This window comes from Periweissella cryptocerci (assembly GCF_004358325.1).
In the GTDB taxonomy this organism is placed as follows: Bacteria; Bacillota; Bacilli; order Lactobacillales; family Lactobacillaceae; genus Periweissella; species Periweissella cryptocerci.
In genome coordinates this window covers 2631992-2658416 of the sequence record NZ_CP037940.1, presented here as the reverse complement: position 1 = coordinate 2658416, position 26425 = coordinate 2631992, and the positions used below count along the sequence as shown (strand labels likewise).

Below are 26425 nucleotides of genomic sequence, written 5' to 3'. Positions count from 1 at the left end.
ACTAATTCACCCTCACTAACTAGCCCAATATGGCAATTCGATAATACGAGTCATCTGAGTCGCTGATTCGCAACAACGGTTTGACGCCTTTTACATAGACACTCCCAATTACAACTTGCACCGAATCATTCCGATATTCAGTTGCAATAATATATGCATCATGTTCACGATAGTCCCCGGATTCAGTCCAACCAAATAAATCAACATAAGCCAGATAGTCCCTAACGTCATCTCCCGTTAATGTAAGATGTAAGACGTATAAATCATTTAAATCCGGATTATATTCATCCGCGAATGAATCCATTTTTTTGCACTGCTTAATTTGTTTTTTTGCATCTTCACCGGTGATTGCCCGCTTAATATTAAACTCGATTTCATATAACGTATATGCTTCTTGTAGGATAAATGTGTCCCCAACCATGAACGGATTGATTTCGCTGCCTTTATGTTCGAGTAAAGCGCTAGCAACCGTTGGCATTTCCCCCTGCAAAATTGCTGCGTTAAAGTTATCGGTACTGGGTTTGACGCTAATTGGCGCTGGCTTATGTAGCTTAATTTCGTTTTGCAAATCCCAAACTTCAGCTGATCTTTCTGTAAATTCATTTTTAACCGCCTCAAGTTTAAACTCAGCCCGCAATAACTCTGTTTTTAGTTGTTCAATTTGCAGCAATGACGTAGTTGGTTTAAGTTGGTTGATTTTTCGGGTTATCGCGGTAATTTTATTGCTGACGGTTTGTTCCAATTCGGTAAATGCCAGCAATGCATCATTTACATTACTTTGCTTTTGGACACTTCCTTTTTGCGCTTCAACGCGCACGGTTAATTTTTGTGGTTCGATTTTCTGAACACTAAATGAACTATCGGGCTGATCAAGCACACTGCCGGCATCGATAATATTGACCAGCCGTTTACCTTGCAACACAATCAAAGCTTCATCTGGTAACACTTGTGCCAACATGTTGGCTAGTGCATCGTTTTCATATTTAAGTGTCGCCGTGAGGTTATTTTGAATTGTCATCTAGCCACCGCTCTATTCTTTGAATTCTGCAATGCTCGCTACTATTTTTTCCGTTCGCTTTTGTAAACTTGTTAGTTTTTTAGTAGCTTCCGCCAATAGTTCGAGTGTCTTTTCTTCATCATTGACACTGGTAACCACGCGTTTGGGAATTTTAGCTAAGATTTCGGTCTTGCTTTTTCCATAATTTTCAATTTCATAGTCAACCACACTCTGTGATGACACTTGATAGATTTCAGTGTCATCGTCGCTAAACACTCTGAATGCACGTTGGTCACTACTACGTTCCACTCCGTCGTTATCTAACAATGTCACATCGCCGAATTCATCCAGCGTTAACAAATCACCCGGTTTAGCACCAATTGCCATCAATTGTAGCAATTCTTCTGGCGTGAGGGTCATGTATCCATCCTTAAATGAACGGTCTTTTAACTCTTCAAAACTGGTTACGGTTGGGATGACTTGTTTTTCATCCGCATTGACTTTAGTAGTATCATCCAATCCAAAAAACTTTCTTAACATCATTTATCTCCAATCCGTATTAATAGTTACTTTTAAGATTAGCATAAAATTATGAACAGTTTATGAACTAAGGGGAAAATTACGGCTCCGTTCTGTCTGACTGGGATTGAATAAACTTGGCCACTGCGTTACTTAGGAATAATGTAACTAGCAAAAAGCAGTTACCAACCACCGGTCGCAGTAGCATGGAAAAACCACTGACAATTGAACTTCAGTAATTGGATGATTAAACAGTACAGAAACGACAATCCCACGGTAGAAAAAATATAGCAAAAAAAAAACGATGAAATCTTGGTGTGATTTCATCGTCTGTTTATTGATTATTATTTAACACGGCCGGCAAATGATGGGTGCCATTTGGCAATGCTTGAAATTTCGACCCGCTTACCAGCTTCTGGGGCTTGGACAAATTTCTTATTACTAATTGCTAGACCAACGTGGTAGACACGGCCATTTGATGACCAGAATAATAAATCACCGGCTTTAACGTTGGCAACGGCAATGCGCTTAGTTACGGCTGCTTGGCGGGCCGAACTGTGTGGTAATTTTACACCGGCTTTGTGCGCAAAACTATATGCGACTAAACCTGAGCAATCAAATCCACGCGGACTCATACCACCCCATACATAATGCGTACCAATGAAGCGTTGGGCATATTCAGCCACGCCTTGGTAAGGTGCGGTTGTTGCGGGGGTAACTGTGGTTGTACCCGTACTAGTGGCAGGTGTCGCGCTATCATCGCCAATTACCAAAGTTTGGCCAATTTTAATTACGTCAGAGTTCAAATTATTTTCGCTTTTAATCGCACTTACCGTGACATTATACTTCTTAGCAAGTGACGTCAACGTGTCGCCTTTAACTACCTGAACGCTGGTGCTATCCGCACTAACAATTCCACTAGTCGCCACAATTGTGATTAAAGTCGCAACACACGCAAAAACTAATTTACCAAGCTTATTTTTCATATTATGTGAACTCCAAATTTCGTTAATTGTCGTATTTCAATACTCATTAGTATATTCTCACAATGTTACAGAAATGGTATCGGTTGCATTACCGAATTGTGTCACATTGCTTATTATTTGTAATCGATTCATTAGGAATTTGCTGAGAACAAAACCTTACATTAGAATCATACTTGGTAAATTAGCATCATTCACGAAATTTACTTTACCATATTCGCAAGTGTTACCGTGTGCTTCGACTAGTATACTTATCTGTTTCTCAATACGAATAAGCCCTAATCTGCACGCAGCAAGTTAGGACTTTCGATTAAATCAACCTCATGTTTTTTTGCCTTACCGACCACAATCAACCTCTGTCGCCGTACCTGATTTCACCACTCCATTAATTGCTATCGATAGTATTGATGTACGTTTTTTTGAATTAAACATGGTTCATCACCAATTCGATACCATTAAAATGAATATACATCTTTTACGTTACTAACAATCGATCCCATTCAGCTTGCAAATCATCATCAAGCTTCTGCAAATGTTTGATATGTTTACTATAATTTCTGGCAACTTGAATAGATCTGAATCCAAGATCAACTAGGCCACCAAAGTTTAAACGGAACAATATCGCTGGTGTTATACCATTTCTCATAATCGCGTCAGCTACATCAATTGTTTCAAATGTCGCAATTGCCACAAGCAACAACTTTGCCAAATCCGGTTTATTGCCAATTGGCAAACTTTCCTTCCAAGTTTTGCCATAATAAAATTTCTGCTTAAACGCCCAATATAGCCGCACTAACACTTCTGCTACTAAAACCGGGATGGCTTGTGCAGTAAAAGCCCGCACATCATATCCTTGCTTATAAAGCGATTCGGCAAGTCCTGCAGCATTCATTTCACTGCCATTGGCATCAAATTTACCAAACTGCAGCTCTTGCGTGATTGCATAAAATGGAACCGGCAATCCTGCACCACGCCCAACGGAACCACTTGTCCCCGCAACGTCAGACATCGTATGTCCAAACCAATTAACAACAGCATCGATTATGCGCTTAATAATATTGCCTTCACCGGATAAACTAGATGCGTTGTCAGTCACCACTCTCACTATACTGCCATCAGTTCCAATCATCGTTGACTTGTTTGTCAATTGATCGAAAATACCCATAATCAACCCCATTGGTCCTGGATCATGTGACAAACTCAACAGGTGATGGTTAGATGCGTTTATGCCAGTTACGTTTCCGCTAAGAACATGCGCGTTGTTAGAAGCATCATAATTCACCTTAAAGTGTTTTTCCAAATACCCAATAGCTTTTTTTCGATCAGCATTTTTTGCAATGTCAACTAAACTGTCAAATTGCTCGAGCTTTTTAGAAGATGGCTGTAATCCTTTTTTGGCTTGGCTTGCAATATAATCGTTTTTATTTGCCAAAATTTCATTAATCTTTATATTTCGTCCCATCTTTTGAACAACCGAAGCATACAAATTATCTACTTCTTTACTTAATTTCCCTTGAGCATTTTTGGTTAAGGGATTATTACCATCAGTAATAGAACCGACAAGAAAAGCATCAACTAGTCCCATAATAATTCCGACAACCGCTGCAAATGCATAATCCTTTTTCTCTAATTTAGAAATTTCATACTTATCTACCAATTGATGGCTCAATGTCGCAAATTCTTGTGTACTAAACAATTTCAAATAAGGATTTGAAATATCAAAATTTATTTCCTTAGCATACGCACGGTTATCTTCCAACAGTTCTTTCCAGTCATCCGATATATCCATCGTCTGTAAAATATTTCGACTTCGCTTTTCGCTTGATTCCTCCGCAAGTTGCTGTTCAAAATCATCAAATTCTGACGTCTTAACATTTGCAGCTAACAAAGCATCTAAGTCATCCAGAATGTCTACTTGCTGATTTTTTACGGATTGCACATTGTTTTTTAACTCTTCTAACTGACGATAATTCGTATCCATCTGTGCAGATGCCGCTTCATGCATAGCAGTGTCAGTTGCGAGCAATTCAGCCATTTCATCATACAATTTATTGTCTTTGTTACGTTGTCCTTCATTCATCATAAATTCACCTACTATATTTTATGAACCACCAAACATTTTTTTAACGGAATTTTTCATATCTGAGACTGCAGATTCCTTCATATCAAAATATCCGATTGTTTCCAAAATTGCCCGGACTTTTTCAAGATAATCTTCATCCAAATCTTGCCGTAGCACAAATTTATTTTTCCCGTCGTCACTTGTTTCCTCATTATATGCATTCATCACAAATTCTTTGAACTTCACTGAGTTCACATTTTTAGACGCCAAATCATTGAATTTATCTATATTCAAAACATTAACTAAGTTTGCAATGGTAAGCTCTTTTTGTGCATCTGACTGGTCATCCATAACAACCTTTGAACTTGCTGTGATTTGCTTCAGCATCTTAATCTTTGTCATGATTAAATTATTTGTATCAGATAAACTATCAACGTCGTCAAGTGCATCTGCTAACTTGGTGGTAACCCAGTTAACATCTTCGAGCAAGATTGTAGTTGAAATTTTCAACTTTTTAATACTTGCTTGAAGCAACTCTTGTCGTACTTGATTTTTCTCCATCTCTTTACCGACTGTAAGATATTTCATACCTTTGTAAGCTAAATATCCAGCACCGGCAATTGCTCCAACGCCAATCAACATGCCACCAGTACTTGCAAAAGCCAACGTTAAAAGTCCTGTTGAAACACCACCTGAAACACCACCGGTAACAGCAAGTGCTGCTAACGTCACACCAGCTCCACCTGCTAATGCCGTTAGCTCTTTTGTAGCAGCTTCAGCTTGGGTATCATTTAAGCGTTCAGTGATAATTTTTTTATCTTGTTCAACACTTCTAATAAAGAATTTTATTTGATCATCTGTTAAACCCAATTTTTGTTCTAATTCAACAAACATAGTATTTTGCATTAGTGCCTTAAATTTTAGTTCCTTAACTAACACAAGGTTGTTTCCCAATGATTGGAACACTGTATCCTGACTACCCGTTGGAATATTTTCTTTTAAAACACTCAATAGCTCATCGTTTTCCAACACGTTTGCTGGATTCAGCCGGTACTCTCGTAACTCTTCACCGGCAGCTTTAGACAGCCGTACAGAACTAATAATTCCCAACAAGCTACTGTTTTCAGTTGGGTCAATCAAGCCATCATCACTCCGTAAGTAATTAACAATAATTTTCAAATAAGCCAAAATAACCTCATCACCAAAATCCTGAAGTTCTAGTAGCTGGTTTGTTTCCTCAAATTCGTCCCCATCTGCCAATTCCGAAATCAAAATGTACAAGAAATCTGCTACACCTTTATTTGTTCCACCAGTGTCCATTATCCCTTCTTCCCATTTTACTGTTGACCCATCCTTAAGGGTGAATTCTAAAGAATATGAGTGAACATCTCTTCCTTTTTTATCTTTCGTAACTTTATCTACTTGTTCAACACTCTCAATGGCTTCATAGTCCATTGAAACCGGATCTGTCATTGTAGCTTTATATAGTACCTTAGAACCAGTAAATACGTAGCCACCTTTACCACTATTCAGCAAGGTAGTATCTGCAATTGCCAAAATTAATCCGGCATCTATACCCACTACTTTTGAAGCATTAACTAATTGTTTTTCAGAAATATTTGGGGTTACAAAAACTTTTACACCACCTAAATCGTCAAAAAATTGACTGATGTTTTCCTTGATAAATTGTTCTGAAGCCATATTATTCTCCTCACTAATCTTAACTATTATTACCATCTATAGTTCTATTTTCGCAAGTAAATATGAATATTCATTGATTAAGCTATTCAATTACAATAATCTACTATATTAATCAAGGCAGCCGTAATCGTCCTTCTTCCGGGTAGTCTTAACCTCAAAGTTCCCGTCCATTAATCAGATAATTAAAAGCACTGATTGATGGACTGAGAGCGAAATCAAAAAGGCTGGAGATTCCAGCAGAATCACCCAGCCTAACATTGAACTAACTTTACTTATTCCAACTAAAACACTTCAACCAGAATTTCTTTGACTAATGCTAACTTCGCCCACTGCTGGTCTTCCGTTAAAATATTACCTTCCTCCGTTGAAGCAAATCCGCATTGGGTGCTTAACCACAAACGCTCTAATGGTAGGTATGTGGTTGCTTCTTGAATGCGGTTAATAATCGTTTGTTTGTCTTCTAATTCACCAGACTTGGTCGTAATCAAGCCCAAGACCACACGTTTATCCCCACTGACTTTCGCTAATGGTGCGAAGCTCCCAGCGCGGTCGCTGTCGTATTCTAAGAAATAGCTGCTGACATTTTCTTGCCCAAACAACACGTCGGCGACAGTATCGTAACCACCTTGAGCGGCCCAATCAGAATGAAAATTCCCCCGGCACACGTGGGTATTAACCGTCAAATCGGCTGGTAAATCCGCAATGGCGCCATTATTCAAATCGACATAGATGGCTTGTAATTTTTGCGGATCGAAACCAGCACCTGCGATCGTATTCCAAAAGTGCGGATCGACTAACATCCCCCACGTGCAATCATCCAATTGGACAATGCGGGCACCCAAATCATATAACGCTAAAATTTCTTCGTGGTAAACGCGTTTGATATCGGTGAATAACGCTTCATCTGAATCATAGTATTTTTCAATTTCGCTGGCGTTGATCCCCCGCACGAGTTCCGAATAAAATTGTGCTGGCGATGGTAACGTTATTTTGGCTTGAATGTTTTGTTCGGTGGCAACTTTTTGTAAGAAACCAAAATCGGCAATCACTGGATGCGTGGCAGCGATAAAACTCAATCGGCCATTCAACCGGGCTGAGTCGTCTTTGGTTTCTTCGTGGGCAAATAGATACCCTTCACCAAATTTAATTTTTTCAACGCCCCCAAAGCCCCAGAAGTTGTCCAAGTGCCAGTATGCTCGCCGAAATTCGCCGTCTGTGACCACGTCCAAGCCGACTGCTTTTTGCTTAGCAACCAGTGCGGTAATTGCGTCATCTTCCACGGTGCGTAATTGCGCGGCTGTAATTTCATTGGCTGCAAATTCGGCCCGAGCTGTCTTCAATGCTGTTGGGCGTAAGAATGAACCAACGTGTTGGAACCCAATTTTTTGTTGTGTTTGTGTATTTGGCATGTGTTTTTCTCCCCATATTCCTGGTGATTTTCATCGCTAAACTTGGCGGTACAATCCCGCCAATTCACTGCTAGTTACCACCACATGGTCGCATTTACCACGGCGCCACTACCAAATAGCAAGATTGCCGTCACTTTCGCATTCGCGTGTAAATAATAAATTTTCAATGCTTGCACCATTTGGTAGCCCCCTTTTCGTTTGTTATAAATTCGGTTTGTTATAAATTCGCTGCCCCCAGTGTTTTTCCCATGCCACTGCGGTTTGTGCTTGGTACTAGTTTTCCGCTGATTTGGCATTATACCTAACTAACGTAGTGCCGGTAAATTGCTTGGCGGGCGTAGCCTTTACACCGCGGCTGGGGTGATATGTGTGTAACACATGTCGCCGCTGAGGATGAGATGAGGAGTCTTAAGAATTTATTCCTTAGAGTCCCAGCTTGTCCGAGTTTGCCAAGACAGCACTTCGGCTTGGCAATGCGCTTCCAGCGTGGTGCGCCAAGCAATTTACCGGCACGAAGTGGCCAAGTTTATCCAATCCCACGTCAGACAAAACGGAGCCAAAAAATCCCGCAGCCTAAAATTTTAGACTGCGGGACGAATTTACTCGTGTTACCACCTGCGTTTATTGCCCAATCACTAGGGCAACCTCATCAAGTCAACCATAATTAGCGTTAACTCGGCACGCTATAACGGGCGTATCCCGGGGAATGCTAACAACATCTTGCTCACATTCCGTTTGCTCCAAGACCATTTTCCAAAATCACATTGGGCGTTCTTTCACCAAATGAACGCTCGCTGGCGCCAATGTTAATCAAGTACTTATCTCTTCATCGCAAGTGATTGCCATCAGTTTAAGCCCACTACATACGATTGTCAACCGTTTTATTAAAAATAAATTAGAAAAGTGTGCAGAATGCAATTTTTATATTACCCGTGTTACACCAATTCCTTTTCAAAATCACTCGTGGTCTGCTGTGTATTAGCGGATTTATTCCACAAATACCACCCCCACATGCCATTAATCGTCATCACGATTTGCAAAATTAGCATTGAGGTTGAACCAACGCCACCCGCGTGAAGTTGGTTAATCCAAATGACGATATTAATCAAATTAATCAGCGTCCACATGAACCATTGGCTCGCAAAACCGTAAATCATCAAGATTTCAGCGGCAATATTCAATGGTAAGACCGCTGAATCCAGCCAAATTTGCGTGCCGTGAAGCTGGCGTGACAGATAAACTTGGACGAAATAGGCGATTAATAAAATCACCGCTAACACCACCATTTGGCGCCGACTAAGCTTCTTGGCGATAATTTCTCCATGCTCATCGTGGTTATCTGTGATTGATTTGTGCCACACCGCAATCCCCACAAATTGCATGATGAAGAAAAATATTTGCGTGGTGATATCGCCAATTAAATGGTTATGCCACGCAATAATCAACCACGTCAATGTCGAAATCATCCCCCACGCGTAATTCGTCAGCCGTCCCCGGTCAATCAAGATTAAATTTGCCACCGTCGCGATGCCGACAACAAACGACACGACGCCCAATACCGAGAAATCTTGCCCAAAAATAAACGCTGCAATGGTTGCAATTAACATCATCCCCAGCAAAATGAAATCTTTGCCCGATAAAGTAATGAAATCCCCCACCAAACGTGCTGGTTTAAACGTCGCCCGTAATCCGGGTCCTATGTGCTTAATTGTTTGCATCTGTTGCTCCCCCAAGTGTGTGTGTACTCCAACTATTGTATGTTGCTAACTGCTAGCCAACTTTATACGTTCCCCAAATTAATATGGAGGTGTTCGGCGATTAGCTGTTGCGCCTGCTTAAACCGTCCGTAATAGCCATGCGGATCCGCCTCGCTAAATGCGCTATCCAAAATCACTAATTTATCCCCCAAACCCGCGTCCCGGAACAAATCAACCAGATGTTGAGTAAATAATTCACGAATATGTTGGTCGCCCATATTCATATCGCGCACCCCATCATCATAATAATCCGCATATGGGGGCACGATGATAATCAAGTCCCACTGCTCCTGCGCAATTGTGTTTTGGTACATGCCATCTAAAACTTCCAGTTCGATTGCCGTCGCCGTTTTTGCCAAATAATAATCCATATACGCTTTTGTCGCTGTCGAATTAGTATCGGCAAACACCAGCCCATTATTAGTTGATCCATTAATGACTGAACTCGTACGATTATATTGCCCCAGTAATAACTTTTGATAATCCATTGCCGTGAGCTCTTCATCGAAAATACCGTTTTTTTCCTGATAATCACGCGCGTACTCCAGTGAATATGGTGAACCATAACTGCGGGCCAGATCTTGGACCAACGTCGTTTTACCCACACTACCGCCCCCAGAAATTAACACATGCTTGGAAAAATGGCGCCGAAATGGGGTGGTAATGTAATTCCAGTTTTTCATGGGATCCTTCCGAATTTCAGTCGCGGAAATCTTCAAATCGCTCCGATCTAACACCTCAACTTCATACTGTGGCCGTAATGCGCGAATTCGTTGCGCATAATCCGCCTCACCGACGTAAAAAGTCAGTTTCGCGGCGGGATTAACAATCAACGTTTTGATTTGTTTTTCAACCTCATCCAGCCATAACGGCCAACCATGTGGCGCCGCCGGAATGTTGGCCTGACTTTCATTTAACTTGCCAACCGCCACTAACTCATCATTGCGAAAAACTTCGCGGACATAGCGGAAACGCTTATCGACCCCCAAGCCGATTTTAGTGCCGCGGTCGTCGTCTCGCCCTGAAGCAATCACCACCGCACCATCATTTTGGCGCTTTGCCTTCATCGCCACGGAATAGTGCCCGATGTGGAATGGCGCAAACGTACCAAAATACACCCCAATTCTGTTACCTGCAATCTTCTTACGCATGATTCCCCTCATTCCTTTTAATATATTTTATTAAAAATAACCGATAACGTTAGCCACCGCTTCCCACTATGATGCCTAACGTCTATTCACATCCCCCGACTAACACAACACGCTTTGTACCATTCACCGTCAAACTACCACAACCGCTAATCCTTTAAGACGTACAATTTGGCCGGGCGCCCCTTGCCCTTCGTTGAAACCGTCAAACCAGTTTCGGTAAATAATTTGCCATAAACCGTTTTGAAGTTACTACCCAGATTCCCGCTAAAATCCTTCGCAAGAAATTGCGCGTACACATTTTGCGCCTGTGGTAGGGAAAATGTTGGGCCTAAGATTTGCAAAATAGTTGGTGCATAGCTCAAGCGATTAGCCACGCGTTGGAACGCTGTTTGTAAGATTTCCGCATGGTCAAACGCTAAATCTGCCAAATCAATACCTGCAACTGTGAACTCATCCCCGTGCTTTGTAAAACTAAACCAACGTGCTTCAACGACGTCATCGCGCGCTACTACAACTTGCATCGTTGGTAGATAAGCGATGTGCGACACCGTGATAATCCACCCCCGTGGATCACGATTTGGGGTGCCAATCGTTTTGAGTTGTTCGACGTGTTGCTCATTTAGTAAAATCCCCGTCTCACCTAGCACCCCACGGATTGTTGTCTGCGTGGTATCTTCATTTGGGCGGACAAATGCACCCGGTAACGCCCATTTCCCCTGAAATGGATGTTGTTTCCGCCGCACCAATAAGACTTTGACCTGTTCGGTATCCGCATCGTACCCAAAAATGACATTATCGACCGCTAAACTCGGCTTGGCATACGTTGCTAAATCGTATGCGGCATACCACGCGAGAAATTCTGCTTCCGTTGCCTCCGTTTCATAATATTGACGTTCAGCTGCTTTACTGGAAAAATTCATCGTAACGTCCCTTCTTTGTATTTTAATAACTTTTATTATTAATCTGTGTGGGTTCAGCTTAACATACTTCGGCAATTAAATACGTTAATTTACCAAATTACCATCTCACTGACACAAAATATTTGCATTTTTAGATGTCAGCTTTCCCGACATGAAGTCTTGTACTAAATATTAAAACAGCGATAATTACCATATCAACTAAAAGAATGAGGACGAAACTATGGCAATCGATGTTGAAGCACTTAAAGCAACCCACCCGATTTTAGATGATCTGCTCACATACCAGGAATTATTCTGGAATAACCCTGAATACCAACAAGAATTCACGTTACCGTTTGGCGTGGCCGATGTTTTAGCTGCTACCAAGCGTTTTGAACGTTTTGCGCCTTACCTCGCACTAGTTTTCCCCGATACCCGCGCCACACATGGCATTATCGAATCACCGCTAACTAAAATCCCCAACATGCAACAACATTTGAGCGCGGATACGCCAATTCACGGCCAACTTTATTTAAAAGAAGACAACAAAATGCCAGTGTCTGGCTCAATCAAATCCCGTGGTGGCCTCTACGAAGTGTTGAAATACGCGGAGTCTTTGGCGATTGCCCACCTCGGTTTCTCAACCACCGACGATTACACCAAATTCAACTCAGCAAAATTCCGCGATTTCTTCGCTCAACACAAAATCGAAGTCGCCTCGACTGGAAACTTAGGGCTAAGTGTTGGGTTGATGGCGAGCACCCTGGGGTTCCAAACTTGTATTCACATGTCAAAAGACGCTGTCGCTTGGAAGATTGCCAAACTGCGTGCAAACGGTGTCGAAGTTGTCGTATATGATGATAATTTCTCTAATGCCGTCGCAGCGGCCCGCAAAGCTTCCAGCCAAGATATGCGGAGTTACTTTGTCGATGATGAAGCTTCCACCGATTTATTTTTAGGCTATGCAACTGCAGGACCTCGAATCAAAGCCCAACTTGCGGCCGCTAATATTCCGGTCGACGCGGATCACCCGCTCTTTGTTTATTTGCCGGCTGGTGTCGGTGGTTCACCTTCGGGCGTTGCTTTTGGCTTAAAAATGATGTTTGGCGCCAACGTCTATCCAATTTTCGTTGAACCTGCGCATATTCCCTCCGTCCTCGTTGGCATGGAAACCCAGCTCAACAACGATATCACAGTTTATGACGTTGGTATTGATGGTCAAACGCGTGCGGATGGTCTGGCGGTCGGGCGACCCTCTAAGATTGCGGGCGTCTACATGCGGGGCTTGTTAGCTGGCATCGCGACTAGCACTGAGGACCGCATGTTCAAATACCTGGCTGAATTAGCCGATGCCGAAAATATTTGGCTTGAGCCTTCATCAACTATTGGCATGAAAGCCCTGACCGATGTGATGCAACATCCCATCTATGGTCCCCGTGCCCAAAATGCGACCCATATCGTTTGGGCAACTGGTGGCTCAATGGTACCTACCGATATTATGCATTCGTACTACGAATATGGGCGTGAACTATTAGCACGGGATACTCCTGTATTTAGTAAGTAATAATTACGTAACCAAATGAAAAAGTTCAGCGCATCCATCTTGGGATGTGCTGAACTTTTTTGGATTTGCGATTGATTGAAAAGTACAGAAGCGACAATCCCGCGCTAGAAAATAACCATTATTTTACTAACCCACCATGTTCTTGAATCAATTCACCTAACTTTGTAAATTCACTCAAATTGAATTTCCGCACATGATTAATCAAATCAACTGCATCCATATCTACATATTCCTCATTATCAAGGTATGAATCGCTGCCCAGAACAAATTCTTCACTATGGAAAACTCGCTTAATCGGACCACTTACATCGCGTCCCCATAACAAGTCCCACCGTGCAGAGGTAGTGTATGACTTTATATCAGCAAACAGTGCGCTCCCATCAGCTAATTCCAATACTGCCCGCAAGCTGTCAAGATCGTAATTTCGATAGTCGTCAAAGTAATTTTGCACACTTTCAGTTACAGCATCCATTTTCTTGCCATTATTGTACTTTTCCAAAACGCCCATGATTTGTTTTGCATCATGCTGCGAAAGTTGAATCTCTTTTTTACCAAGCCATTTAATAAGCTTCTTTTCTGTTACCAGTTTTGTCATTTTTATTTCCCCTTCATTTGCTTCGTTATTTTCCGAATATAATAGTAATTTGCTACCAACTGCCCTATCCTCCTTGTTCGCGCGAATCAATCCGCATAAAGATTTCATCTGAAATCAACAATAGTCGGCAATCTAGTTGGTACTATCACTATATACAATGTGGTAGACATAATTTGTCTATCTTGTTACGAAATGCATAGGAAGGAGAAAAAATTGCAGTCAATTGCCGTATTTACTAGGCTGGTGAAAAATTATGAGTGCGCAAAAAGTACCCACATAATCTTCCTCGTTAAACATTCCAATAATTGACACACATCGAATACTTAGGTTGCCACCCACATAATGACGGATTTTACGGAATCTGTAATTAGCGACACCACTACTTTGTTCAAAATATTTTTCCCTTTTTCACTCATAACGGCCATCAACTCCTTTTCACTCATGAAAAAAATAATAATTAACAGCAAATACACTATATGTGGATATGTGACATCCCCTGCCGTTGTTGGCAACCTAAATATTCGATAATGAAATCAACAAAGTGCATTAAAACTTCACTTAACTTTAAGCATATGTCACCCTCGTTGTATGTTACCACAAATAATACCAAATGTGTTATTCATTGACTGACTCTATTATCAGCACTCCCCGGCATCAACGATTACTTTGTTAAAACCACGGAACAAACGCCCGCGCCACTCGCTTAACTATATGTAACCCAAAACATCCTAGTCAGCTAGAATCACCGGTATGAGAATCCAACAAATCCAGTTCTGGCGCACTCACATTAAATGGAGGAAATGCATATGGCAGCAGCAAAAACACTCGCAATTTTTAAATATATGACACCGGTATCAGCATGGGTTGTCGTAACTCAAATTGATGCCGTAGATGGTGTTGCAACTGAAGTATCATTGTAAGTAAATAGGAGGTTAGACGAAAATGTCTGGCCTCCTGTTTTTGTATTTGATTGAAAATACTAATGATAATTCATACTAACTAATGTATATTAAACAACATCTTCAATAACTTTTATTCTAAATTTAGGTTCCATAATGCCCTATTTACTTCTCATGCCCTCTCCAGATACTATTTAATTTGTTCTTTTTGAGTAGGCCAATTTATGGAAGCTAGATTTCATAATAGTTGCTACGTTAGCTGTTAGCTCACATGCTGTTATTTTTTTACTATTGCTTCCAAGTAGCCAGCATCAACCATCGCTAAGTTAATGATATGTGGAATATGTGTAAAGGCCGCTGCCATTGGTTTCTTGGCCGTTGTCCACCCCACCTTACCATCACTAATCCACACAAACCGTATGTCCGTCTCAGTAGCTTCTGTGTTAAACAAGGCTTGTAATTCCGTAAATTCACCCGCAACGGACTTCAACTTAGAACCACCTGAACCATAGAAATTGGTTTCAATGATTGTGATTCCCTTGTTATCTGGGTTATACACTACACCATCGTAGATACGTGTTGATTTATCAATCGGTACGTCCAAATTCCACCGTGCTTTAATTTCATCGGCGGTCACTTGCGTTCCCCATTCTAAGTTCGTACCCTTAACCAACTTTTTCAAATTAATTTCTAAGATTTCTTCATTTTGCTTGCCTGAACGGTTTTTTCGTCCGTTACTATCAATCCCTACCTCAACACCATAAACATAATCTACGAGTGACTTCTTAGCGTGTTTTTGAATAAAGTTCAACACTCCCGCTTCACTCAGAAAATCTACATACTCAGTAATTTTTGTGTCATCAATCTTCTTAAAGTTAACGTTGTAAAAACTAAAGTCTGCTTCATCATCAATTTTTAAAACGTCTAAATCTGCTTCACGGCTAGCAATTAGTGCTGGCATTACCTTTAATAATTCTGGGTGTTCCGTGAACACTTTGGTTGCTTCGTTTTCAATGTTATCCTTACCAATCAAGAAGTTTAAAGCATTTAATTCATATTCGTACTTATCTGAATTGTTGTAAACTTTATCCCAATTCACATAGTAGGTGGGCTTACGGTTACTAATTGCAAGGGTATCCATAAAGTTTTTCAGCTTGCTGTCGTCTGATTGCTTCATATATTCATCAAAACTTAACATGTTGAGATTCTTCCTTTTGTTTTTAATTTAAGTCTAACGTCAATTCTTGATTCTTAATTCTAGCCTTAGCAATATCTAAATATTCTGTTTCTAGGTCTACACCTATGACTTGACGACCATGGATCATCCCAGCTAATGCAGTTGTTCCTGACCCAACAAACGGGTCAATAATCACATCCCCCTTACCTGTTGAGGCTTCAATAATACGTTCCATTAATGCTAGTGGTTTTTGGGTCGGATGTTTTCCAAAGATACGTTCTGAATTCCTAATGGTGCTAGTCGTCCAAACGTCCTTCATCTGCTTGCCACCGTTGTATTCACGCATAAGGTCATAATTAAAAGTTTGCTTAGCTTTTTTCTCTTTTTTCGCCCAGAGAATTGTTTCAGTCGAGTGTGTAAACATACGGCGACTTAGGTTTGGTGCAGGATTTGACTTCTGCCAAGTGACATTATTTAGAATCGCCCAATCTTTCTTCTTTAGCAAATAGCCTAGTGTGTAGATGTTGTGCATTGTTCCAAATATCCATAACGCACCATTGGGTTTCAATACTCGACGAGCTTCGTCTAGCAACTTGCTGTAAAATTCCTCTACATCGACGTTTTCAGCCTTGTCCCAATCCCCCTTATCAACTGAAACAACTTTCCCCCCTGAATTAGAAAAACCACCATTGCTAAGAAAATATGGTGGGTCAGTGATAAACGCATCAACAGATTCGTCTTTAACCTGTGCTAATGTTTCAAATGCATCCCCATGCAATAACATCACCTGCTCACTCGTATAATATGGTGTTACTTCTTCGTTTAACTCGAGTGCATCATCAAATATGTCCATCCATGTCTCCCCTTTTTTTCGTTTCACGATATAAGAAAAAAACTGTGCCATATACTGATTGTATCAATTAATTCTACAGAGGTCTATTTATTTAATATCAGCTAAACACCTGGTATTACTGAATTATTAAAGTGTTTATATTTTCCACTTCAATCCATAAGCATCTGAATCAGTCGCAAATGCTTATGGTCAATTTTACTTTTCGCCGTAACAGCCTAAACTAGTTCAATAGTCTGGAGCTTCTTCATCTTGGTTGCTTTCTGCAAGCAACAACAAAAACTAGCTTCCAATCCTGATTCAATATAGTCAGTTGTGAGCTCTTAACTTAATCCATACCCATTAATGAAATCAGTAACCACTCGTTTGTTGGCTTGCTTCAACAATTAGTCGACTATCATGGTTCAAATGCCTCGCTATCTGGATAGTTAGTAATGATAACTTCGTTGATTTTACCGCGCTTTGCTGCGACTGAATTAATCATTCGAGTCGCCCCAACAGTATGAATGTTAGCTCGTGGTGCGTTATTTTCATTATATAATTCATAAATTAGTTCTGATGAACTATTTGAAAGAACAACCTTAACCCCACTTTCTGACAATGAATTAAACAAATCACGTAAACGGATTTGCTCTTCAAGTCCAAAGCCCTCAGCTGTATAACTTGTGAATGAGCTAGTTGCATCAAGCGGTGCGTAAGGTGGATCAAAGTAAACAAAATCATTCTTAACCGCCTTTGACACAGCATCACCAAAGTCTCCGTTGAGAATTTCTACATTGTTATTATTAAGGTATGCCGACACCGCCATAATATTATCAGTATCGACAATCTTTGGGTTCTTGTAACGGCCATAAGGGACGTTAAATTGATTCTTTGAATTTACTCGGTAGAGCCCATTGAAATCTACACGAAGCATGTAAAGAATGCGTGCAGCACGTTCTACATTCGATTCGTTATCAATGCTAAGTTCTTCCCAATCAGCACTTCGGTCTAATGCTCTCACTTCAAGATAGTGTTCCTTAGCCTGTTCGTATTCTTGATTATTGTTTAGCGCTTGGTGTTCTTCTAGTTTTACTAACAAAGCAGCTGGGTTATCCTTAACCACTCGATATGCATTGATTAGTTCACTATTCCAATCATTAATAGTTGCTTTCTCTGGCAACATGTCCAGTAAAAATGCAGCTCCACCAATGAATGGTTCAAAATAACGGTTAAAATTTTGGGGCTTTAAGGCGTTCAATTCAGGTAACAATTGCCTTTTCCCCCCCGTCCATTTTGTAATCGGTTTTGGCGCTTTGATTGATTGTGTTAATGAATCAGTATTCATGCTAATCAACCTCCTCTATTTAATTTTTTGTGCTAAATCAGTGTAACATCATGTAGACCAATGCTAAAGGGTTACAGCAAAAAAAGAATAATTCCTAACCTTTCTCGTTATATTGGTAACCAAAGCTTCAATTGTTGGCCGAATAAAGCCGAATACGACGACCTCAAGAACGAGGGTCTCCTACTCGGCTATTTACTGGCAGCAAAACAAGACTGGCACACACACGACATCTGCGCCTTTCGTGGCTTGTTCAAACGCGCGTATCGTAATTTTGTCCTCGACCATTACCGAGTGCAACGTCGCCGGACTGAAATCATTACTGAACACCAAGTGGCATTGGTTCGCCCTGATTTTGAGCTTGACCCGATTCACAATGTTAGTTTGCTGCAAGCACAGCTAACACCGCGCCAATACCAGATTTTGTGTAGCTTATATCAAGGCGACACCTTCCGGCAAATTAGTGCCAAGCTTGGGATTAGTATCACGCAGATTAGTCGTGAACGCCAGGCGATTCAGGCGGTGGCGCGTGAGATTTGGGATGACACGTTGGGTGCTTGAATTTAGTGTCTCTGAACCTGCCAGGTGCACCTGAGCCCTACTGCGTGCCTGAACACCATTCAAATAATAAGGAGCTTAATTATGAATTCGCGAATCCAACCAATTTACGGTAACACTTGGGATGGGCAGTTAATTTTGCCCAATACGCCAGATATTATTCGCACCCCGTTGGGGCATCTCGTGCATTTGGATGATGCCCGGGCGTATTTATTATGTATTAGTGAGCGTGTCGATACTCACCCGCCGTTTAAGCAAACTACGCAAGCACCAATGGTTAAGGGCAATCCGATTTTACGACCTGCCGTTAACTGAATTGGTGCGCTAGTGCATCGCGCCACGTCCGATCACTCATTGACTACGTAAAAAAGGAGGTCAAGTATTCCGTGAAAAATCCACAGTGTTGTATTCCTGAACATACCATTAGCGTTATTGATGAAGATATTCTCTTGGCGCTGCTCGAGCGTCCCCATTATGGCGATCACCCTGGTTTCAATGCTTACTGCAAGGCGTTGATTAGTTATGCACGCGTGACTGGGCAGATTAGTAGTACCGGGCCAGCTGACGCTGTCGTGAGTGATTTACTCCCCGCGATGGTCAAGTATTTGCGCCAACGTCAAACTGGTTGTTTAACCAGTGAGCAAGTTTTTAACCATTTGGCCGGATTTTTAAATACGAAAGTCGCCCGTATCAAAACGCCACCCGACCACCAATTAAAGGAGCATTTACTACAAATGCCACCCCATCAGTTCGAAGTGTTTACCCGCGAACTGATGCACGCGCTAGGTCTCGAACTCGACTTAACTTTAGGTGTGAAGCAGTCCGCTGATGGTGGTATTGATGGCTTCGGCTATCTACGCACAATCTACTTGCGCACCGAGCGCATCGCCATCCAAGCTAAGCGTTGGCAAAGCAACATCGGTAGCCGCGAAATCGACTCATTCCGTGGTGCGATGGACAAGTTTCATGCGGACTTTGGGATTTTCATTACCACCTCGCGTTTTACGAAGGAAGCTGTCGCAGCGTCACGAGCTGGGGTTAAGCCGATTACTTTGGTAGATGGTGATGAGTTGGTGGGGTTGGTGCGGGCTTGTGGGGTACAGGTGATTAGTAGTGTAGATAACTGAAATAACCCTTGATACTCAGCCCAACGCTTGGTATCAGGGGTTTTAATATGGGGCACATTAACTGATGTTTGGGGCTGAATAAGGTGTATTCACCCCCAAGTTAGAAGATTCTGTGAACTATCCCTGTTTTCGTTGACCCCGCCGTAGTGGGCTTGCTAGAATGCATATAACCAGCTACTATTTACGCATTGGAATGCGGTTTTGATTCCGATGTTGTAAATATCATTCCCTACGAAAGCACGAGGTATTTCTATGCAAAACATCCAAACTTTGATTCAAGAAAAGTATGACGCTGAAATTCATAATGTCCACGCCTTCATTCTTGACGACTTACATAGCACGAACGCGGACCTTGCGAATGCCAAGTTAGATGTCTTCGAATACCAGGTAAAAGAAGAACACCAACGCGACACCGAGATTGTTGTGCGCCCTGATTCGATGGTTATTGAACGCTTCGATAATTTCATGATGAACAATCAAGTCACCAATGAAATTAGTTTGCTTAACATGCTCATCAAGCCCCTGATCAAGGGCAATTCGCAAATTGCCGATACGATTATTGAGTTGCTCGCAGTTCAAGTCCAAAAACTCAAAGCACTTGATCCTGGAGTTGAAGACGTCAAGACCGCGTCGTTCATCACCTTCGCTGACGGTCAAGCATACCGCTACGACGTATTCATCTGGTCAAAGCAGTTTTCTTCACCTCAGATTATCAACACTTTTGGGCAAACCAGTGCCCTCCTCGTCGCCCGTAGCAACATTTCGCGCACCAAGTCCGACTACAACGCCGTCGATGCCAATTACATGCCGTTGGTGAAGTTGGCTTTTCCTGAGAATGAGACAGAACATCAGGTGCATTTGCAACGGTGTCGGATGGTGATGTTGAGTCGGAATCGGTGATGAGGTGGTGTTGAGGATGGATTAGTTATGCATATGAATATGGCGGTTTGAACTTGTCGGTTATTTGGCGGGAGCAGGCTGTCATGTTTTTGTGGTGCTTAAAAATGTATGAATCGCTTACAAATAACAATTAACCAGTTAACTATCTGATTTAGTAAAAGGAAATTAACACTAACTTTGTGTCAATTTCCTTTCACTAAGTGCTTTTTAACGGCTCGGTACCATTTCAATAAATTAATTATTGACACCAGAAATACCCTTATTTAAGTCGTTTTGCCGGATTCCCTCCAACGAGAGTCCGTTTCTCAACATCCTTTGTAACGACACTTCCCGCGGCAACCACAGCGCCTTCATGAATCGTCACACCAGGTAAAATAATTGAGTTAAGTCCTATCCACACATTATCTTCAATCACTACTGGTTTCGTATTCTCAGAAGTAATTAAGCGTAACTCTGGATGATCAAAGTGCAACTCATGTCTGTTGGCGTCAAAAATTTGTGTGTTAGCAGCAATTAAAACATTTCGTCCAATTATAACTGAGTTATATGCGTGAATTAATGTACCGTGAATTCTTGTGTTATCGCCTATTTTAATACTTCCGCTTTTACCACTAATCATTAATTTCATTGGCGCATACATATTTACGTGATAATTTAAATTACGTGAATTCAGTACCACATTATTACCAATTTCTATTTTTCCAGATTGTGTACGATTTTGAATAATTGGTTTTCCGTAAAATCGCGCGTTTTTTTGTATTTCAACAAAATTTTTGTTACGTACAATTTTATTTTGAAAAAAATCAGAATATAGTCTGAAAAATGTTCTGATTTTGCGTACAATATTCATATTATTTCATCCCATCCAAATGTTCTTTAAAATAAACTTTATTAGCTTCATCATCGAGCACTCGTTTTGCTAAATCAGTTGACGAGATTGACTCTGTATATGGCAAATAATCAACCATCGCACCAACCTTGGCAAGTCGTATTTCTTCCTGCTTATATCGTTCACTCCCCTTGTAATCGCTTCCGATAAATACAGTGTCAAATTTGTACTTTTCCCATGCATCCATCTTATCTAGTGAATCCATTACATGAACTTCATCAACATACTTAATGGCTTCGACAATTGCTAAACGTTGTTCTTCAGCAATCAGAGGATATTTTTTCTTATATGAAAATACCAAGTCTGCCGCATTAACGCCAACAATTAAATATTCGGTTCTTTCTTTAGCTGCCTTTAATAGGTTCAAATGCCCAATATGGAACATATCAAATGTACCAGCGGTAAACCCAATTTTTGATTTTTTCATTTTTTATCTTTCCCCTCGATATGTTCTAAAATTATTTTTGCCACTCGCTCAGAAGCATGTCCATCTTCTACAACGCCAATTTCATCTGTGAATTTAGCTATCTTTGACTCGTATTCGGAATCATCAAACCCCAGAATAACATCATTTAGTTCATTTTCTGATTTTGCCACTACAAATGGTAACTCATCAATTTTGAAATATAACTTACGATCACCATTCTGATATTCATCTAAATCTGGAACATATAAAATAACTTTTTTCTTAGCAATCATCCCATCAAACATAATCGATGAATAGTCGGAAATTATTATATCCGCTCGATACACCAGCTCTTGTGAATCGGCATATCCACTTGCTTGATGAATTTTTTCGTTATTGAAACCAACATCACTAAAATTAACGTTTGGATGTAATCGAATGAGTAGCTCCCAACTGCCGTTAAATCTTTGTTGTACATTCTGCAGAACACGTTCAAAATCAAGACTATACATTTCCACAGTCCAATTTTTACGGAATGTTGGAGCATAAAGAACAACTTTTGCCTTTTCATTTATCTTAAAAAATGTATTTACATTATCGTTAATTTCCGAATGATTTTCAAAAAACAAATCTAAACGTGGTGTTCCTGTTTCTAACACTTCCCCGTTGAACCAAAATGCACGTTTATACAATTCCGTTCTAAAATGCACACCAGATAACATTATATCTGTCCTCATTGCATCTTTTTGTGCAGATTTCACATATCCAAGAGATAATGTATTTTCGGAATCTGCTTCTAAATACTTCAATCCCATAAATGCATGCCATGTTTGAATATATAATTGCTTTCGCTTTTTTCTTGTAACTAATGATTTGCGTACGTTGTCTACCCAAACATTAGCGGTAGCCAACTCGTATACAGCCCTAATTGATTTTCGTTTGATAAATCTAATACCTTTAATATTAGGCTTAGAATTTATATCATTCATCAACCAAACTAAATCTAAATTTCTTTCTAACAATAGCTTTTGTGCAATATACTTTGGTGAATCACCAAAACCACGTCCAGAAAAATTATCAAAAACAATTTTATTTTTTCTAATGGGCAAAATATTAGGTATGATGCTCAGTAACTTACCTACCTGATTAAAGCTCTTTTTTATCATTTTAATCTCTCCATCATTTTATTTTTTTAATATATGTACGCCAAAGACTTCCAAATCTTTAGGCTTTTTAACTTACTTGAACTACTAAATGATTTTATACCCAAGAACTTTCAAGGACAATTCTGAAAATAATTTGTTTTTGGATTTTTTAAGGTAAACCAGTGTAAAGCTTAAATAAATAAACATTCCTACAATCACCTGAACCATTAACGTAACGACCCCGTACCCCATTTTAATTCCTATTAACCGCGTAACAATTGCCATTATGATTCCAATGCTAATAAAAACGCCACTCATCATTCCATACCTCGAGTAATGTATGTCTTTTGCACAATAGACCATTACGTACGTTGCTAATACATACTCTGTGAGAACCGTTGCAATTACACCACCCAAGGCACCAAGGAAACGAATCAAAATTAAATTTAATGTAACATTTGTAATTGCACCTAATACAATTGAGATGACATATGGCTTATCATTTGACTTAGGAATCAACAGCTGCGTGCGAATCAGGTTTCCCCACGCATAAATAGGAATTACCGTTGCAATTATTGTTAGTAAATATCCCACTTCACCGTAGCCATTTCCTAAAAATACATTTGCAAGAATAGGAGCTACTCCAATTAACCCGAACATAGCGGCAAAAGAATAAAACGATATAAATATTATAGAATTATCCATATACACACTAATATTTGTGCTTGAATTGTCGTTTCCATTTGCAAAAGTATGCGCCAGTCTAGGTAACATAACCGCCCCTAAGGCGCCAATTACACTTTTGGGCATCGAAAGAATTGTCGATGTTAATTGGTAAAAAGCCACTTGTTTGGCCGACGAAAAAATTCCAACTAAAATGGTATCCATCGATGTAAAGAGACTAATTGCAATCATTGGTACGAATAATACCAATACGGGCTTAAAGTGCTGAAAGCTTTTTTTTAGGTTAAACTTAAGTTTTCCTACTTCTTTCACGGCCATTGGAAGAACAATAATAAATCCTATCAGTTGTCCCGCCGGAACAATCAATGCATATTTAAGTAAATCATCTGGTCCCTTGACAAACATAAAAATTGCAGCCAACGTTAGTATTTTTATTAACGTGTTTCTAAAAATAACAATACCAAATTTTTCTAAACCCATAAACAACCAAGTTGTATCAAACAAAGCGCTTAAAATTATTATCCCTTGCACTAAAAAAATAATATTATTTTGACGCATGATTCCTAACGTCACAACCAAATATATACATACAATTACTAATCCAACTAATATTTGAAGCATATATATACTCCAAAACGTTTCTCTTAACTGATATTTGTCATTCCGAACTTTAGCGATGCTTCGATTACCATAATTTGCAAATCCAAGGTTAGCAAAAACTAAAAAATATCCAGCAACTGATGCTGTAAATCCATACACACCTAATGATTCTGCTCCCAATACACGAGATACATACGGTGTGGTTAAAACTGGCACTAACACAATTAATATTTGATACACCAAATTATATGTGAAATTTTTTTTCAATGACGGCATAATAGTATTATCTCTCTAAAACTTTCTATCCACGATTAAGTGCTCATAATACGTTCCCTTAACATCAGTAGGTATCATCATTTTATAATTCAATTTATGAAAAGCACTCAATTCACAATATTCAAAATACACGTTTTGATTGAATTCCTTAAATAATTCTGAGACCAACACATGAGGTTGTTGATTGCTAACAATTGGCATCATTTTGATATCTTCAGGATATTCATTAACTACAAGAGTCAAAACATGATGCATTAAAAAATAATCAGATAATGCATTTCTATTTTGCCAATATTCAAACAAAATATCCCTAGTTACTGTAAGCGTTATATTTTTTGAGAATTTAGAAAATATTAACCAATTTGAACCCGTTATCGATAGACGAGTCAAATTAGAATAAAAGAAAAGATTAGCCTCAGACATATAATCAGGAATTGCAGTTACAGTAGTTAGTACAGTGGAATCTAACCAAAGCCCACCATGTTCAATTAGCAATTGTAGTCGGACTAAATCAGAAAAATGTGTTTGTGAAATTATTCCTTCCTTCCACTTTTTTAAAATGTAATCAGGAAATTCAACGTAGGAAAATAAATTTTCTTCAGAAACTATTCGCACATCATACCCTTGTAGATGATCAATTGTCGACTGAATCGTCGACTTAACAAACTCCGGGGCTTGCTCAAATCCCTGTGCCCAATAAAGCCATACAATATTTCGGCCATCTTTTTTTTGCCCTTCTGAGTCCTTGCCCTTAGCCGCACAAATATACTTTTTTACCTGTTTTCCATAGTGCTTATTTAGCCAGTAATACGCCTTATTTAGGCTAACATCCTGGCTAATAGACATTCTTTTTCGTAAATACAATGGTAGCAAACCACTACGTACTATATTATTAAATTTTTTTATTTTATTCATTACCCACCCTGATCCATAATATTCATATTCTATTTAAAAAAAGTATAAGATTCAACTTCTTACATTTCAACAAGCTTATTAATAAATTTCATTAAACCATTCGATTTTATTACTACTGCGCCAATCATCAAATTCAACGCAATTGATTCTTTTAGGGGGATTTTTGAACGTTTGTTTTCCAAATGCAAGTTCATAATTTTTGTTTTACATAGGCTAAATTCATCTCTTGAAAAACTAAAATCACTAGCACGAAAAAAATCAATAATCGCAAAGAACCATGATTTTTCTTGAATAACTGAAAGTATTTCAAAATTTTCTGAACTTATCTGCTTTTTATACTTATTAATGTTATCTGCTAAAATATCTAGTGCTTCAAATTTCTTTAAAGCAAGATCTTTTGTCAATACCGAAGAAGTTATAGCTCCACTTCGATTACGCACATAATAGTAATAAGAGCCAGATATTTTTATCTTTTTCTTGGCGACTGCATAAATAACATGTGTAATAGCAGTATCCTCAAATAACTTTCCCACTGGATATAAAAACTTATTTTCTAAATAAAATTCTGTTAAGTAAAATTTATTCCACGCCACATCCCCGTAATTATTTCTACTCACTTCAAAATTTGTGGAACTTATAATGCTCATATCGTTACCGTCAACAGTTTTATAGTCGAATATTCCCATCTCTGCTTCCGAGTGATTCATGGCTTCTACCAATTCACTAATTAAATTAGTGTCAATAAAGTCATCTGAATCAACAAACATTAAATACTTTCCCTTAACACTTGGAAGCGCGTTATTTCTAGCAGCCGATAATCCTTGATTTTTTTGGTGTATTACCGTTACTCGTGAATCTTTTTTTGCGTATTCATCACAAACGTTCCCCGAATTATCGGTTGATCCATCATTGACTAATATGATTTGTAAATTAGAATATGTTTGATTCAAAATCGATTCCATACATCTACTTAATACAACTTCAACATTGTATACAGGCACAACAATAGAAACTAATATGGACATTTTCTTCTCCCCT

The 26425-nt window shown here is 39.6% G+C and carries 24 protein-coding genes; 5 read left to right on the top strand and 19 right to left on the bottom strand.

All coding sequences use genetic code 11. The features are described from left to right. Positions 1-19: 19 nt before the first annotated feature. The 9 genes from EQG49_RS11865 to EQG49_RS11825 form a co-directional block, all read right to left on the bottom strand. Positions 20-1018, bottom strand: coding sequence for a hypothetical protein (locus EQG49_RS11865; RefSeq protein WP_133364177.1), 999 nt, complete (start codon positions 1016-1018; stop codon positions 20-22). A 12-nt stretch (positions 1019-1030) separates the two neighbouring features. Continuing rightward, entirely contained in the window at positions 1031-1540 is a 510-nt protein-coding gene (locus EQG49_RS11860) for a hypothetical protein (protein WP_133364176.1), read from the bottom strand. A 320-nt stretch (positions 1541-1860) separates the two neighbouring features. After that, a complete protein-coding gene (locus EQG49_RS11855) occupies positions 1861-2502 on the bottom strand; it encodes a C40 family peptidase (protein ID WP_133364175.1) in 642 nt (213 codons plus the stop codon). A 472-nt stretch (positions 2503-2974) separates the two neighbouring features. Then, complete coding sequence (locus EQG49_RS11850) at positions 2975-4582, bottom strand: hypothetical protein (RefSeq protein WP_133364174.1); 1608 nt, start codon at positions 4580-4582, stop codon at positions 2975-2977. An 18-nt stretch (positions 4583-4600) separates the two neighbouring features. Then, the gene (locus tag EQG49_RS11845; protein WP_133364173.1) at positions 4601-6262 is read right to left on the bottom strand and encodes a hypothetical protein; all 1662 of its coding nucleotides are present in this window, start codon (positions 6260-6262) and stop codon (positions 4601-4603) included. Between the two features lie 281 nt (positions 6263-6543). Next, a complete protein-coding gene (locus EQG49_RS11840) occupies positions 6544-7671 on the bottom strand; it encodes a 5-methyltetrahydropteroyltriglutamate--homocysteine S-methyltransferase (RefSeq protein ID WP_133364172.1) in 1128 nt (375 codons plus the stop codon). Between the two features lie 935 nt (positions 7672-8606). Then, positions 8607-9389: a nicotinamide riboside transporter PnuC gene (gene pnuC / locus EQG49_RS11835; RefSeq protein ID WP_133364171.1), complete on the bottom strand. Its 783-nt coding sequence runs from the start codon at positions 9387-9389 to the stop codon at positions 8607-8609. Positions 9390-9451: 62 nt separating this feature from the next. After that, positions 9452-10579: an AAA family ATPase gene (locus tag EQG49_RS11830; RefSeq protein ID WP_243115715.1), complete on the bottom strand. Its 1128-nt coding sequence runs from the start codon at positions 10577-10579 to the stop codon at positions 9452-9454. Positions 10580-10725: 146 nt separating this feature from the next. After that, positions 10726-11499, bottom strand: a complete 774-nt coding sequence (locus tag EQG49_RS11825; protein ID WP_133364170.1) for an NUDIX domain-containing protein — start codon at positions 11497-11499, stop codon at positions 10726-10728. Between the two features lie 220 nt (positions 11500-11719). On the opposite strand from EQG49_RS11825, the gene EQG49_RS11820 reads away from it, so the two are divergent. Then, the gene (locus EQG49_RS11820) at positions 11720-13042 is read left to right on the top strand and encodes a D-serine ammonia-lyase (protein ID WP_133364169.1); all 1323 of its coding nucleotides are present in this window, start codon (positions 11720-11722) and stop codon (positions 13040-13042) included. Between the two features lie 118 nt (positions 13043-13160). Here the strand turns inward: EQG49_RS11820 and EQG49_RS11815 are convergent, their stop codons facing one another. The 4 genes from EQG49_RS11815 to EQG49_RS11800 all read right to left on the bottom strand — a co-directional run bounded on the left by EQG49_RS11815 (position 13161) and on the right by EQG49_RS11800 (position 17890). Continuing rightward, positions 13161-13637, bottom strand: coding sequence for a hypothetical protein (locus tag EQG49_RS11815; protein WP_133364168.1), 477 nt, complete (start codon positions 13635-13637; stop codon positions 13161-13163). Positions 13638-14813: 1176 nt separating this feature from the next. After that, positions 14814-15734 (bottom strand): type II restriction endonuclease, encoded by a 921-nt coding sequence (locus EQG49_RS11810; RefSeq protein WP_133364167.1) that lies wholly within the window; start codon positions 15732-15734, stop codon positions 14814-14816. Positions 15735-15756: 22 nt separating this feature from the next. Further along, positions 15757-16566, bottom strand: a complete 810-nt coding sequence (locus EQG49_RS11805) for a DNA-methyltransferase (protein WP_133364166.1) — start codon at positions 16564-16566, stop codon at positions 15757-15759. Positions 16567-16960: 394 nt separating this feature from the next. Further along, complete coding sequence (locus tag EQG49_RS11800; protein ID WP_133364165.1) at positions 16961-17890, bottom strand: DNA adenine methylase; 930 nt, start codon at positions 17888-17890, stop codon at positions 16961-16963. A gap of 60 nt (positions 17891-17950) precedes the next feature. Between EQG49_RS11800 and EQG49_RS11795 the strand changes: the two genes are divergently transcribed. The 4 genes from EQG49_RS11795 to EQG49_RS11780 all read left to right on the top strand — a co-directional run bounded on the left by EQG49_RS11795 (position 17951) and on the right by EQG49_RS11780 (position 20472). Continuing rightward, complete coding sequence (locus EQG49_RS11795) at positions 17951-18448, top strand: RNA polymerase sigma factor (protein ID WP_133364164.1); 498 nt, start codon at positions 17951-17953, stop codon at positions 18446-18448. 81 nt (positions 18449-18529) lie between these two features. Further along, positions 18530-18760: a hypothetical protein gene (locus EQG49_RS11790; RefSeq protein ID WP_133364163.1), complete on the top strand. Its 231-nt coding sequence runs from the start codon at positions 18530-18532 to the stop codon at positions 18758-18760. A 71-nt stretch (positions 18761-18831) separates the two neighbouring features. Then, on the top strand, positions 18832-19572 hold the full coding sequence (locus EQG49_RS11785) for a restriction endonuclease (RefSeq protein ID WP_133364162.1): 741 nt from the start codon (positions 18832-18834) through the stop codon (positions 19570-19572). Positions 19573-19824: 252 nt separating this feature from the next. After that, positions 19825-20472 carry a hypothetical protein gene (locus tag EQG49_RS11780; protein ID WP_133364161.1) on the top strand — a complete coding sequence of 216 codons (648 nt, stop codon included), beginning with the start codon at positions 19825-19827 and terminating at the stop codon, positions 20470-20472. A gap of 259 nt (positions 20473-20731) precedes the next feature. Here EQG49_RS11780 and EQG49_RS13990 read toward each other — a convergent pair whose 3' ends face one another. The 6 genes from EQG49_RS13990 to EQG49_RS11750 all read right to left on the bottom strand — a co-directional run bounded on the left by EQG49_RS13990 (position 20732) and on the right by EQG49_RS11750 (position 26412). Next, positions 20732-21322: an acyltransferase gene (locus EQG49_RS13990; protein WP_133364160.1), complete on the bottom strand. Its 591-nt coding sequence runs from the start codon at positions 21320-21322 to the stop codon at positions 20732-20734. Between the two features lies 1 nt (position 21323). Then, on the bottom strand, positions 21324-21788 hold the full coding sequence (locus EQG49_RS11770; RefSeq protein ID WP_133364159.1) for an FAD synthase family protein: 465 nt from the start codon (positions 21786-21788) through the stop codon (positions 21324-21326). Then, complete coding sequence (locus EQG49_RS11765; protein WP_133364158.1) at positions 21785-22933, bottom strand: CDP-glycerol glycerophosphotransferase family protein; 1149 nt, start codon at positions 22931-22933, stop codon at positions 21785-21787. Before EQG49_RS11765 ends, EQG49_RS11770 begins: the two co-directional genes overlap by 4 nt. A gap of 84 nt (positions 22934-23017) precedes the next feature. Continuing rightward, positions 23018-24463 (bottom strand): oligosaccharide flippase family protein, encoded by a 1446-nt coding sequence (locus EQG49_RS11760; protein ID WP_165964890.1) that lies wholly within the window; start codon positions 24461-24463, stop codon positions 23018-23020. Between the two features lie 24 nt (positions 24464-24487). Beyond that, complete coding sequence (locus EQG49_RS11755; protein WP_133364156.1) at positions 24488-25387, bottom strand: capsular polysaccharide synthesis protein; 900 nt, start codon at positions 25385-25387, stop codon at positions 24488-24490. Between the two features lie 59 nt (positions 25388-25446). Further along, on the bottom strand, positions 25447-26412 hold the full coding sequence (locus EQG49_RS11750) for a glycosyltransferase family 2 protein (RefSeq protein WP_133364155.1): 966 nt from the start codon (positions 26410-26412) through the stop codon (positions 25447-25449). Positions 26413-26425: the final 13 nt, after the last annotated feature.